This window comes from Leisingera sp. UBA4491, from assembly GCF_002388965.1.
GTDB classification, from domain to species: Bacteria; Pseudomonadota; Alphaproteobacteria; order Rhodobacterales; family Rhodobacteraceae; genus Leisingera; species Leisingera aquaemixtae.
In genome coordinates, this window is sequence record NZ_DGNN01000026.1 from 263,508 (window position 1) to 276,372 (window position 12,865).

The following is a 12,865-nucleotide window of genomic DNA, read 5'->3' on the forward strand; positions in this document are numbered from 1 at the left end:
GGTCCTCATCCATGAACATTCTTGTCCTCTGCACGGGCAACTCCGCACGCTCCATCCTGCTGGAGTCGATTTTCAACACGCTGGGCGCAGGCCGCGTGCGCGCGTATTCCGCAGGCTCCAACCCGACCGGCAAGGTGCATCCCCAATCGCTGGTGCTGCTCACGGAACTGGGCCACGGCACCGCCGGCGCCCGCTCCAAAAGCTGGGATGAGTTCGCCGCCGAGGACGCGCCGGAGATGGATGTGGTGATTACCGTCTGCGCCTCTGCTGCCGGCGAAACCTGCCCGATCTGGCCCGGCGCGCCGGTGCGCGCCCACTGGGGTGTCGAAGACCCCGCAGCGTCCCAGCAGCCGGACTGGGACGCCGCCTTCCGCGCCGCCTATGCCACGCTGGAAAAGCGCGCCAAGGCGCTGCTGGAGATGCCGTTCGAAACCATGGCGCCAGCGGACCTGGCGCAGCAGCTCAACCGGATTGGAGAGATCGCATGACCGCGCAGAAACTTCTGGCCGAGGGCCTGGGCACCGCGATGCTGCTGGTTGGTGTGGTGGGGTCCGGCATTATGGCGGAGACCCTTGCGGACGGTAACGTGGCCCTGGCGCTGCTGGCCAATGCCGTGGCCACCGGCTGTATGCTCTATGTGATCATCACCACCCTGGGTCCGGTTTCCGGCGCCCATTTCAATCCGGCGGTGACCCTTGCCTTTGCCCTGCGCCGCGAGCATCCCTGGCGCGCGGCGGCCCCCTATATGCTGGCGCAGACAGCCGGCGGCATCCTGGGCGTCTGGGCCTGCCATGCGATGTTCGATCTTGCAATTCTGCAAAGCTCCGCCACCATGCACCGCACCGGAAGCGGTCAGTGGTTTTCCGAGATCCTGGCCACCTTTGGCCTGCTGTTCGTGATCTTCGGCGGGCTGCGGTCGCGTCCCGACGCCGTTCCACCGCTGGTTGGCCTTTACATCACCGGCGCCTATTGGTTCACGTCCTCCACCAGCTTTGCCAATCCGGCGGTGACCATCGCCCGCGGCTTCACCGACACCTTCGCAGGCATCTATCCGGGCCACATTCCGATGTTCATCGCGATGCAGCTGATTGCGGTCGGCATTGGCCACATTGTGCTGACCCGTCTGTTTGCCGCGCCCTCCGCGACGGCAGAAACCCGCCGAGCCCGGCAGGGGTGATCCGGCGGCCCCGGCGGGCCGTTACAAACTTGCCGGAAAAGTGATACGATGGGGGTCCAAAAAATCATAAACCGTTTGTCAGGGAGTGCCCCCCGATGCCTGTACAAGCAGCAGCTGCCAGCTGGATTGACAGGATGCCCCGCATCAAACAGCGCTTTCCGCACCTGAAAGCCAGCAATGCGCCATCCATACTGGATGACCGGGACAAATTCGTTGCCTACTTGGCCCGAACCCATCACCTCACCTTGAATGAAGCCAGGGAGGAGGTGGATGATTTCCTCTACATCGAAAGCCTGCTGAGAGAGCTGGACGGGCGCAAGCACTAGCGCCCGGCCGTCAGGCCAGCGATGTTACCCAGAGGATCATGGCATCTTCGGGGCTGACGGAGATGACGTTGTGCCCCATGGCCGCGTCGTAATAGGCGCTGTCGCCGCGGCGCATCTCAATCGGCTCATAGAATTCCGTGTACAGCTTGACCACGCCGGTCAGCACATACAGGAATTCCTCGCCGTCATGGCGCACCCAGCCGTCGAATTCCTCCATCGACCGCGCCCGCACCCGGGCCCGGTAGGGCAGCATCTGCTTGCGGGTCAGCCCGTCGGCCAGCAGCTCATGCTCGTAGGTGGCGGTGGCATGGGCCGATCCGTCGCCGGATTTGGTCACCGTCATCCGCCCGTTCACCTGATCGCGCTGCGGCGGGGTGAACAGCTGCGGCACCGAGATCTGCAGGCCCACGGCCAGCTTCTTCAGCGCCTCGTAAGTCGGTGACATCTGGCCGTTTTCGATTTTGGACAGGGTGGACCGCGCCAGCCCGGCCTGATTGGCCGCATGTTCCAGCGTCCAGTCCCGCGCCTTGCGCAGCTCCCGCACCCGGGCGCCCAGATCCAGCGGCTCTGCGTCGTCTTCGCCGCCGTTGGCACGGGCGATGGTGATCAGGGATTTCGGGTCACGGCCAGTCATACGCACTCTATAAGCCGCACCTGCGCGCCTTGCAACGCAGGACAGCGCAGGCTAGCCATTTGCCATGCTGTCTGTTTTTGATCAGGGGCCGTTCGCGCCCTGCCCGTCTCCCTTCAACCTGGCTGCCCATGTGCTGCGCCATGCCGGGCGCCTGGCGGAGAAGACCGCGCTGTCGGTTCTGACCGGTGATGGAAGCGATGACTGGAGCTTTGCCCGGCTGGAAGCGGCGGTGCGCGGTACCGGAACCGGGCTGCTGGCGGCTGGCCTGGCCCCTGGCGACATTGTCCTGATGCGGCTCGGGAACACGGTTGAGTTTCCGGTGGCCTATCTCGGCGCCATTGCCGCCGGGCTGGTGCCGGTGCCTGCCTCGGCCCAGCTGACGGAGGTCGAAACCGCCCGGATCATCGCGGATCTGAAGCCTGCGGCGGTTCTGCGGGATCCGGCAGTGGCCTGTGCGAGTCACCCGGTGCAGATCAGCACCGCGCGATTGCTGGAGATGCACCGGCTCGCCCCCTGCGATTATGCCTTCGCAGAGCCGGACAGGCTGGCTTACGTGGTCTACACCTCCGGCACCAGCGGAAATCCGCGCGCCGTGGCGCATGCCCACAGGGCGGTTTGGGCACGGCAAATGATGGTGGACGGCTGGTACGGGCTGACCGAACAGGACCGGCTGCTGCACGCCGGTGCCTTCAACTGGACCTACACCCTGGGCACCGGGCTGATGGACCCTTGGGCCGCCGGCGCGACGGCGCTGATCCCGGCCCCCGGAACCCCGCCCGAAGACCTGCCGGAGCTGCTGCGGCGGCACCGCGCGACCCTTTTCGCCGCGGCCCCCGGGGTCTACCGCAAGATGCTGCGCGGCGGCCCGCTGGACCTGCCGGACCTGCGGCACGGGCTTTGCGCAGGTGAAAAGCTCTCACGCCACCTTTACGAAAGCTGGGCCGCCGCCACCGGCCGCGGGCTGTACGAGGCGTTTGGCATGTCGGAATGCTCAACCTTCATTTCCGCGTCCCCCTCGCACCCGGCGCAGGACGGCGCCCTGGGCCGGCCGCAGCCAGGCCGCAGGGTGGCAATCACCGGCGCTGACGGGCCGGTGCCGATGGGCGAGGAAGGCACCATCGCCATCCACCGTTCCGACCCCGGGCTGATGCTCGGCTATCTGAACGCGCCGGAGGAAACCGCGGCCCGCTACCAGGGCGAATGGTTCCTGACCGGCGACCAGGGCGCGATGTCGCCAGACGGGCAGATCCGCTATCTGGGGCGCGGCGACGACATGATGAATGCGGGCGGCTACCGGGTTTCCCCGATCGAGGTCGAAACCGCGCTGGCGGCCCATCCGGGCATCACCCAGGCCGGCGCCGCCGCGGTGGAGGTGAAGGAAGACACCTATGTCATCGCCGCCTTCTATACCGGTCCCGAAGAGTTGAAGACGGAAGACTTGCAGGCCTTTGCATCCCGCCGCCTGGCCCGCTACAAGCAGCCCCGCGCCTATGTCCACCTGGACGCGCTGCCCACCGGCGCCAACGGCAAACTGCTGCGCCGCGCCCTGCCCGCCCTGTTCAAAGGATGACCCAAATGCCCGCCGTCAAGCTCGACATCCTGTCAGACCCGATCTGCCCCTGGTGCTATATCGGCAAGACCCATCTGGACAAGGCGCTGGCCGAAGTGCCGGACCATCCGTTCGTGATCGAGTGGCACCCGTTCCAGCTGAACCCCGACATGCCGCGCGAGGGCATGGACCGGCGCGACTACCTGGAACGCAAGTTCGGCGGCAAAGAGGCCGCGATCAAAGCCTACGCGCCGGTGGTGGAGCACGCGGAGAAGGCCGGGCTGACCATCAATTTCGAGGGCATGAAGCGCACCCCCAACACGCTGGACGCGCACCGGCTGATCCATTGGGCCGGGATTGAGGGCAAGCAGAGCCAGGTCGTGGATGCCTTGTTCAAGGCCTATTTCGTGGATGCCAGGGACATTGGCGGCCACGCCGTTCTGGCGGAAATCGCACAAGACGCCGGCATGGACGCGGATGTGGTCTCCCGCCTGCTGGAGGGCGACAGCGATGTGCAGGTGATCCGCGACCGCGACGCGCATTCCCGCAAGATGGGCGTGACCTCTGTCCCGACCTTCATTGTCGCCAGCCAGCACGCAGTGCCCGGCGCCCAGCCGCCGGAGCTGTGGAAGCAGGTCATTGAAGACATCCTGCAGCAGCTGAAGGCAGAAGACGGCGAATAGGCGGCCGCAAAAGTCCTTAGCATCGCAACTATGCACAGGATCCTGTGCAACCGGGCGCTGGCACGGCTGGCTGGTTTATGGTAGCGGAACCGGACGGCTCCCAGACTGGCCCTATTACGCCGGAACCCTCTGAAGAGCTGTTAGAGGTTTCAGATGTCACAGTCCCCCGCCCATGGCATGGCCAAGGCTGAGTTCATCGCGCTGATCGCGATGATGTTTGCCACCATTGCCTTTTCAATCGACGCGATGCTGCCCGCCCTGCCCGAGATCGGCGCGGCGCTGAGCCCGGACGACGCGAACCAAGCGCAGCTGGTCCTGACGTCTTTTGTGCTGGGCATGGGGATCGGCACCTTCTTCACCGGGCCGCTGTCCGATGCCTTTGGCCGCAAGCGCGTGATTGCCGGCGGTGCCGTGCTCTACATCCTTGCCGCCGCCGTTGCCTGGCGGTCGCACTCGCTGGAGCTGCTGCTGGCGTCGCGTGTGGTGATGGGACTGGGGGCCGCCGGGCCGCGCATCGTCGGCATCGCCATCGTGCGCGACCTGTACGCAGGCCGGGAAATGGCGCGGCTGATGTCGATTGCGATGATGATCTTTACCCTGGTGCCCGCCTTCGCGCCGATGCTGGGCGCGGGCATCATCGCGTTTTCCGGGTGGCGCGGCATCTTTCTGGCCTTCGCCATCTTTGCCGTCATCGTGGTGATGTGGATGGGGCTGCGCCTGCCGGAAACCCTGCCGCGCGAAAACCGCCGCCCGTTCCGCCTGCCTCTGCTGCTGGGCGCGGTGACGGAGATGCTGGGCCATCCCACCGTGCGCCTGTCGATCATGGTGCAGACCCTGTGCCTGGGTATGCTGTTCACCATGCTGACCATGGTGCAGCCGGTTTATGACGTGATCTTTGACCGCGCCGAAAGCTTCCCGTTCTGGTTTGGCTTTGTGGCGCTGATGGCGGGGACAGCGAGCCTGCTGAACGCTGCCATCGTGGTCCGGGTCGGGATGCGGCGCATCGTGACCTGGTCGCTGGCGGCGCAGATGGTTGCCTCTGCCGCCATGCTGTTCCTTAGCTCCACCCCGCTGCCGGGCGGGCTGCTGTTCGGCCTGTTCATCGCCTGGCAGACCAGCGTGTTTTTCCTGGCCGGCACCACGCTGGGCAACCTGAATGCCATCGCAATGGAGCCGATGGGCCATATCGCCGGCATGGCGGCCTCGGTGATCGGGGCGATCTCCACCGTTCTGGCCGCGGCCATTGCGGCCCCGGTCGGGCTGCTGTTCGACGGCTCCCTGCTGCCGCTGGGCGCGGGCCTCTTGACCATGGCGGCGCTTGCGTTTGTGCTGATGCTGCAGATGGCCAAGGCCGAGGCGCGGCTGCCCGCCGAATAACGGCCTTGCCGGCGCGCAAGCCAAACCCTAACCTCTCCAATCATTTGGGGAGGTTATTTCATGGGCTACGATTATGACCTCGGCTGCTATTCCTGCCCGGTGACCACCAGCTCGCCCGAGGCGCAGCGCTGGTTCGACCGCGGCCTGATCTGGACCTATGGCTACAATCACGAAGAAGCCATCGCCTGTTTCCAGCGCGCGTTGGAACATGACCCGGATTGTGCCATGGCCCATTGGGGCGTGGCCTATGCGGCCGGCCCGAACTACAACCTGCCCTGGGCCTTGCGCGACGATAAGGGCCGCGCCAAGGCGCTGGCGGAGGCCTATGACGCGGCCCGATCGGCGCAGGCCTGCATCGAGGGCTGCTCTGAGGCGGAACAGCAGCTGATCCGCGCCCTGCAGGCCCGCTATCCCCAGCGCGAGGCGGTGGAGGACATGCACGCCTGGGATTACGCCTTTGCCGATGCGATGCGCGCGGCCTTTGCCGCCTGCCCCGATCACCTGGACCTGCGCACGGTCTATGCCGAGAGCCTGTTGAACCTGACGCCCTGGCAGATGTGGGACCTGAAAGCCGGCAAGCCCGCCGACGGCGCCGCCACGCTGGAAGCGCAGGAGGTTCTGGAATGGGCGATGGACAACGCCCCCGGCGCCATGCAGCACCCCGGCCTGCTGCATCTTTATGTGCATCTGATGGAGATGTCGCCGGCGCCGGAAAAGGCGCTGAAGGCTGCCGACGTGCTGCGCACGCTGGTGCCGGATGCGGGCCATCTGGTGCATATGCCGACCCATATCGACGTGCTGTGCGGCGACTACCACAGCGTGGTGCATTGGAACCTCAAGGCGATTGAGGCAGACCTCAAATACTACCATCGCGAAGGCGCCTTCAACATCTATACCGGCTACCGCCAGCACAACTGCCACTTCGTCATTTTCGGCGCGATGTTCCTGGGCCAGATCGAACCTGCACTTGCGGCCAATCAGGGCATTCTGGACACCACGCCGGAAGACATGCTGCGGATCGAAAGCCCGCCGATGGCGGATTACTTCGAGAGCTACATGGCGATGCACCCGCATATTCTTGTCCGCTTCGGGCGCTGGGAGGAGGCGATGGCGCTGGAGCCGCCTGCGGACCAGGAACTGTACCGGACCCTCACGGCCAATACGCATTACGCCCGCGCCATCGCCTTTGCCGCAACGGGCCGCGTGGCGGAGGCTGAAGCGGAGGAACAGCAGTTCCTAGCGGCCAAGGCCCGGGTGCCGGACACCCGGCTTCTCCACAACAACCGCGTCGTGGATCTGCTTGACATCGCAGCGGAAATGCTGCGCGGCGAGATCGAGTACCGCAAGGGCAATTACGGCACGGCCTTTGTCCATCTGCGCCGCTCAGCGGAGCTCGATGACAACCTGCCTTACGATGAACCCTGGGGCTGGATGCAGCCCACCCGCCACGCACTGGGGGCGCTGCTGTTTGAGCAGGGACAGGTGGCAGAGGCCGAAGCGGTCTACCGCGCCGACCTCGGGCTGGACGGCAGCCTGCCGCGCGCCTCGGTGCATCCGGACAATATCTGGAGCCTCAAGGGCCTGCACGACTGCCTGAAGGCCCGCGGAGAAGATATTGAGATAAAACACATAAAGCAGAAACTGGATCTGGCGCTGGCACGCGCTGACCGGGCCGTGGGCGCCTCCTGCTTCTGTGCTCAGGCTGCCATGGCGCCAGACAACTGCTGCGGCTGAGAAAATTTCTTGAGAACGAAATTTGCCAAGGAAATTTGAATTTCCCTGGCACCCGTTACCCGGCCTTTGCCTTCTTCTTCTCGGCCACGACTTTTTCTGCCAGATCGCGGGCAATGGCAAAGGCGCCCTTGATCTTGTCGGCGTCCTTCTTCCAGTCCCGGCGCACGACAATCTTGTTGTCCTTCACCTTGGCCAGCCCGTTTTGGCCTTGGATGAAGTCCACCAGCCCCTGCGGCGACGCGAATTTGTCGTTGTGGAACTGGATCGTTGCGCCCTTCGGGCCGCCGTCCATCTTGGCGATCCCTGCGCGTTTGCACATCGCCTTGATCCGCACCACCAGCATCAGCGTGTTCACTTCCTTGGGCAGCTTGCCGAAACGGTCGATCAGCTCCGCCGCGAAGCCTTCCAGCTCCACCTTGGTCGAGAGCGACGACAAACGGCGGTAAAGGCCCAGGCGCACGTCCAGATCCGGCACATAGTCCTCGGGGATCAGCACCGGAACGCCCAGGTTGATCTGCGGCGCCCATTGGTCGTCGGCATCCGACAGCCCTTCCATCTCACCCGCCTTGATCTTGGCAATCGCCTCTTCCAGCATCGACTGGTAGAGCTCGTAGCCGACATCCCGCATCTGACCCGACTGCTCCTCCCCCAAGAGGTTGCCGGCGCCCCGGATATCAAGGTCTTGCGAGGCCAAGGTAAAGCCCGCGCCCAGCGTATCGAGCGAACCCAGCACCCTCAGGCGCTTTTCAGCGGCCGGAGTCAGGCGCTGGCGCGGCTTGGTGGTGAGATAGGCATAGGCGCGGGTTTTGGAGCGCCCGACACGGCCCCGGATCTGATAGAGCTGCGACAGGCCGAACATGTCGGCGCGGTGCACGACCATCGTGTTGGCAGTTGGAATATCCAAACCGCTTTCCACAATCGTGGTGGCCAGCAGCACATCGTATTTGCCGTCGTAGAAGGCGTTCATCCGGTCGTCGAGTTCCCCCGCCGCCATCTGGCCGTGCGCCACGACGTAAGTCAGCTCCGGCAGCTGCGCTTTCAGGAACTCCTCGACCTCCGGCAGGTCAGTGATCCGCGGCACCACATAGAAGCTTTGGCCGCCGCGGTAATGCTCGCGCAGGAGCGCCTCGCGGATGGTGACGCTGTCGAATTCGCTGACATAGGTGCGGATGGCCAGGCGGTCGACGGGCGGCGTGCCGATGATCGACAGATCCCGCACGCCCGTCAGGCTGAGCTGCAGCGTGCGCGGGATCGGCGTGGCCGTCAGGGTCAGCACATGGATGTCGCTGCGCAGCTGTTTCAGCCGCTCCTTATGGGCGACGCCAAAGTGCTGCTCCTCGTCGATGATCAGCAGGCCGAGGTTCTGGAACTTGATGTTCTTGGCCAGTACGGCATGGGTGCCGACCACGATATCGACCGTCCCCTTGCCCAGCCCCTCGCGGGTTTTGCTGGCCTCTTTCGCGGCAACAAAGCGCGATAGCTGCCTGACTTCCAACGGAAATCCGCGGAACCGGCCCTTGAAGGAGGCAGCGTGCTGGCGGGCCAGCAGCGTGGTCGGCGCGACCACGGCCACCTGCAGCCCGGACATTGCCGCGACAAAGGCCGCGCGCATTGCCACCTCGGTCTTGCCAAATCCGACGTCGCCGCAGATCAGCCGGTCCATCGGCTGGCCGGAGTGCAGATCCTCCATCACATCCTCGATGGCGCGCAGCTGGTCGTCGGTCTCCTGATAGGGGAAGCGGGCGGAGAACTCCTCCCAGGCGTGGGGCGGCGGGTCCATCACCGGCGCCTTGCGCAGGGCGCGCTCCGCCGCGATGCGGATCAGCTTGTCCGCCATCTCGCGGATGCGTTCCTTGAGCTTGGCTTTCTTCGCCTGCCAGGCGCCGCCGCCAAGCCGGTCCAGCAGGCCTTCCTCATGGCCGTATTTGGACAGCAACTCGATGTTTTCGACCGGCAGGTACAGCTTGGCCTGTTCGGCGTATTCCAGCAGGATGCATTCATGCGCCGCACCCGCGGCCGTCACCACTTCCAGACCTTTGTAGCGGCCGATGCCGTGGTCCACATGCACCACCAGATCGCCGGGGGTGAGCGATTGGGTTTCGGTTAGGAAGTTCTCCGCCTTGCGGCGTTTCTTCGGTGCCCGGATCAGCCGGTCGCCCAGCACGTCCTGTTCGGAGATCACCGTTAGGCCCGGCGCCTCGAACCCGTGTTCCAGCGCCCAGACCGCCAGATGCAGGCCGGACTTGCCGATGCGGGTTCCGTCCATCACCGGAATGGCTTCCGCCAGGCCCTCATCCTCGATCAGCCCGGTCAGACGCTCCCGCGCACCTTCGGAGTAGGAGGCGACCAAAACCGGCCCCTCCTGCATCCGCGCTTTAATATGCGCGGCCAAGGCCCCGAACAGGCTGATGTTTTCCTGCTGCCGCTCGGGCGCGAAGTTGCGGCCGATGCGCCCGCCCGCATCCACCGTGCCAGGCCCGGACGCCTGCGGCAGCGGATGGAACTGCACCACGCGCATGTCCGCCACCGCCGCCTCCCAAGCGGCATCGTCCAGGTACAGCAGCCCCGGAGGCGCGGGTTTGTAAACCGTGTCGATCCGCCCCTTCTGCGCCATCGCGTGCTTGCGGGTTTGATACTGGTCCTCGATGCTGTCCCAGCGCGCCAGACGCGCCGGCGTCACCTGGTCATCGAGCGTCACCGAGGCCCGCGGCAGGTAGTCGAACAGGGTCTCCAGCTTCTCATGAAAAAACGGCAGCCAGTGCTCGATCCCCTGATGCTTGCGCCCCGCGCTCACCGCTTCATAGAGGGGGTCGTCGGTCCCGGCTGCGCCGAATTCAATCCGGTAATTCTGCCGGAACCGGGTGATCGCCGCCTCATCCAGAATCACCTCGGAGACCGGCGCCAGCTCCACCACCTCCAGCTTTTCCGTCGTGCGCTGCGACACCGGATCGAACCGCCGCGCACCGTCCAGCACGTCGCCGAACAGGTCCAGCCGCACCGGACCGCTTTCGCCCGGCGGGAAGATATCGATGATGCCGCCGCGGATGGCATAATCACCCGGCTCCATCACCGTCGGGCTTTGGGTGAACCCCATGCGGACCAGGAAGCTGCGCAGCGCGTCCTCATCAATCCGCTGGTCAACCCGGGCGGTGAAGGCCGCCTCGCGCAGCACATCGCGCGCAGGCACCCGCTGGCTGGCGGCGTTGAGCGTGGTCAGCAGCACGAACTGCTTGGGCATCTGGTGCACCAGCGCCGCCAGGGTGGCCATCCGCGCAGCGGAGATGTCTGCGTTGGGCGACACCCGGTCATAGGGCAGGCAGTCCCAGCCCGGGAACACGAAAACCGGCATCTCCGGCGCAAAGAAGGCCAGCGCGGCCCGCATCGCCTCCATCCGCTTGTCGTCGCGCGCCACATGCAGGACCGGCGCGCCGGAGGATTGAACCTCTTTCAGGATCAGCCGGGCGTCGAACCCTTCGGGCGCGCCGCCCATGGTGATTGCACGCTGTGCCATGCGTTATCCTCTCCAGAAATCCGCCAGGCGCGCCGGCCCGGCACCTGCCCGGCCGCCTGCCGCGCCGCCTGTCACAATGCTCCGATCGTCAGGTTCTGATACATGCCCCAGAACGCGGTGACCACAATGGATATGACGCCGATGAACTGGATATACAGGCGGCAAAAGGCCAGGCGCCTGCGCAGCGCCTCACCCGTTGCCTTTTCCTGCGCGATGCGGCGGGCGGTGAAATAGCTGATCACCCCGACCACCGCCATCGGGAAGGCGAGCAGAAACACCGCCTGGGCGATTTCCAGCAGATAGACAAAGCCCAGCATCGCCAGACCGGACAGCAGGAAACAGGACAGCGCCACCAGCCAAGGCCCCGACACTTCGGAGATATACATCAGCCGGTTCACGTTGACCCGGGCGATATCCTCCAGGTCCTGTTCCGCCTGGCCGCCCTTGCGCTGCGCCCTGTAGACCATGTCATAGGGCACCCCCAGGATCCAATGGCTGGCTGAGGACCACAGCACCGCCAGCGAAATCCAGTACCACAGGTTGGAGAATGACCGCAGCTCAATCATCTCATAGATAATGTGAAGCAGATCCACGCCAGCCCCCATCTTGCGCCCGCAGATCTCCGGGCCGGAATATCGTCAACCGGACCTATATCAACCGGGAAGCGCGCACAGGCAAGCCCCGCAGGTTGCACAAGTTTTCCGGCGCGGCGAATGTGCCCCTTGTTCCCGGGGCCGCTTCCATGCCACCCATGGGCCAGCCAAAACGAGAGACCGCCATGAAGCCCACCGTCGCGCCCTTTCCCGCCGCCCGCCTGCGCCGCACCCGCGCCAGCCAGGCGATCCGCAATCTGGTGCAGGAAAACACCCTGACCCCGTCCGACTTCATCTGGCCGGTGTTTGTCCGCGACGGCGACGGCGTTGAGGAACCGGTCGCCTCGATGCCCGGCGTGATGCGCCGCTCGGTCGACAGGATCGCCGCAGCCGCAGCCGAGGCGCAGGCGCTGGGAATCCCGGCCATCTGCCTGTTTCCCTATACCGACGCTTCGCTCAAGACCGAGGACTGCGCCGAGGCCTGGAACCCGGACAACCTGACCAACCGCGCGATCCGCGCCATCAAGGACGCGGCGCCGGAGATTGCGGTGATGACCGACGTGGCGCTGGATCCCTACAATATCAACGGCCATGACGGCTATGTGGTGGACGGCGAGATCGTCAATGACGCAACGGTGGAGGCGCTGGTCAAGATGACCCTGGCCCAGGCCGATGCCGGGGCGGACATCATCGGCCCGTCCGACATGATGGACGGACGCATCGGTGCGATGCGCGCGGGATTGGAGCAGGCCGGCCACCACAACGTCGCGATCCTCTCCTATGCGGCGAAATACGCCTCTGCCTATTACGGGCCGTTCCGCGATGCGGTCGGGGCGTCCGGTGCGCTGAAGGGCGACAAGAAGACCTATCAGATGGACCCGGCCAACAGCGACGAGGCGCTGCGGCTGATCGAGCGCGACCTGATGGAAGGCGCCGACATGGTGATGGTCAAACCCGGCATCGCCTATCTGGACATCTGCCACCGTGTGAAATCCGCCTTTGGCGTGCCGACTTATGCCTATCAGGTCTCCGGCGAATACGCGATGATCCAGGCCGCGGCGCAGAACGGCTGGATTGACGGCGAGAAAGTGATGATGGAAAGCCTGATGGCGTTCAAGCGGTCCGGGTGCAACGGCATCCTGACCTATTTCGCCCCGGCCGCGGCCAAGCTGCTGAACGGCTGACACCGGCGCCGGATCAATTCAGCGGGAAGCCGCCAATAACCGCTTTGCTATTGATGACAGGCAGCGGTTTTCCGCGTATACACAAGCGCAGAGCCGG

General features: G+C 65.1%; 11 protein-coding genes. 8 read left to right on the plus strand and 3 right to left on the minus strand.

Going from position 1 to position 12,865, the window contains the following annotated elements:
* Nucleotides 1–11: 11 nt before the first annotated feature.
* From B2P87_RS14850 to B2P87_RS14860, 3 genes are all read left to right on the plus strand, one after another.
* Nucleotides 12–488 (plus strand): arsenate reductase ArsC, encoded by a 477-nt coding sequence (locus B2P87_RS14850; protein ID WP_141890262.1) that lies wholly within the window; start codon nucleotides 12–14, stop codon nucleotides 486–488.
* Complete coding sequence (locus B2P87_RS14855; RefSeq protein WP_141890261.1) at nucleotides 485–1,177, plus strand: aquaporin; 693 nt, start codon at nucleotides 485–487, stop codon at nucleotides 1,175–1,177. Before B2P87_RS14850 ends, B2P87_RS14855 begins: the two co-directional genes overlap by 4 nt.
* Nucleotides 1,178–1,311: 134 nt before the next feature.
* Nucleotides 1,312–1,503: a hypothetical protein gene (locus tag B2P87_RS14860; protein ID WP_375543688.1), complete on the plus strand. Its 192-nt coding sequence runs from the start codon at nucleotides 1,312–1,314 to the stop codon at nucleotides 1,501–1,503.
* Between the two features lie 10 nt (nucleotides 1,504–1,513).
* Here the strand turns inward: B2P87_RS14860 and B2P87_RS14865 are convergent, their stop codons facing one another.
* A complete protein-coding gene (locus tag B2P87_RS14865) occupies nucleotides 1,514–2,137 on the minus strand; it encodes a helix-turn-helix domain-containing protein (protein ID WP_058286818.1) in 624 nt (207 codons plus the stop codon).
* Nucleotides 2,138–2,201: 64 nt separating this feature from the next.
* Here B2P87_RS14865 and B2P87_RS14870 point away from each other — a divergent pair, with 64 nt between their 5' ends.
* The 4 genes from B2P87_RS14870 (at nucleotide 2,202) to B2P87_RS14885 (ending at nucleotide 7,480) form a co-directional block, all read left to right on the plus strand.
* Nucleotides 2,202–3,707, plus strand: coding sequence for a class I adenylate-forming enzyme family protein (locus B2P87_RS14870; protein WP_141890260.1), 1,506 nt, complete (start codon nucleotides 2,202–2,204; stop codon nucleotides 3,705–3,707).
* Nucleotides 3,704–4,369, plus strand: coding sequence for a DsbA family oxidoreductase (locus B2P87_RS14875; protein WP_141890259.1), 666 nt, complete (start codon nucleotides 3,704–3,706; stop codon nucleotides 4,367–4,369). Before B2P87_RS14870 ends, B2P87_RS14875 begins: the two co-directional genes overlap by 4 nt.
* 153 nt (nucleotides 4,370–4,522) lie before the next feature.
* Nucleotides 4,523–5,746: a multidrug effflux MFS transporter gene (locus B2P87_RS14880; protein ID WP_141890258.1), complete on the plus strand. Its 1,224-nt coding sequence runs from the start codon at nucleotides 4,523–4,525 to the stop codon at nucleotides 5,744–5,746.
* Between the two features lie 60 nt (nucleotides 5,747–5,806).
* Nucleotides 5,807–7,480 carry a tetratricopeptide repeat protein gene (locus B2P87_RS14885; RefSeq protein WP_141890257.1) on the plus strand — a complete coding sequence of 558 codons (1,674 nt, stop codon included), beginning with the start codon at nucleotides 5,807–5,809 and terminating at the stop codon, nucleotides 7,478–7,480.
* Nucleotides 7,481–7,535: 55 nt separating this feature from the next.
* On the opposite strand, the gene mfd is transcribed toward B2P87_RS14885, so the two are convergent.
* Entirely contained in the window at nucleotides 7,536–10,991 is a 3,456-nt protein-coding gene (gene mfd, locus B2P87_RS14890) for a transcription-repair coupling factor (RefSeq protein WP_141890256.1), read from the minus strand.
* 71 nt (nucleotides 10,992–11,062) lie between these two features.
* Nucleotides 11,063–11,584 carry a component of SufBCD complex gene (locus tag B2P87_RS14895; RefSeq protein WP_141890255.1) on the minus strand — a complete coding sequence of 174 codons (522 nt, stop codon included), beginning with the start codon at nucleotides 11,582–11,584 and terminating at the stop codon, nucleotides 11,063–11,065.
* 185 nt (nucleotides 11,585–11,769) lie between these two features.
* Between B2P87_RS14895 and hemB the strand changes: the two genes are divergently transcribed.
* The gene (gene hemB / locus B2P87_RS14900; protein WP_141890254.1) at nucleotides 11,770–12,768 is read left to right on the plus strand and encodes a porphobilinogen synthase; all 999 of its coding nucleotides are present in this window, start codon (nucleotides 11,770–11,772) and stop codon (nucleotides 12,766–12,768) included.
* Nucleotides 12,769–12,865 lie beyond the last annotated feature (97 nt).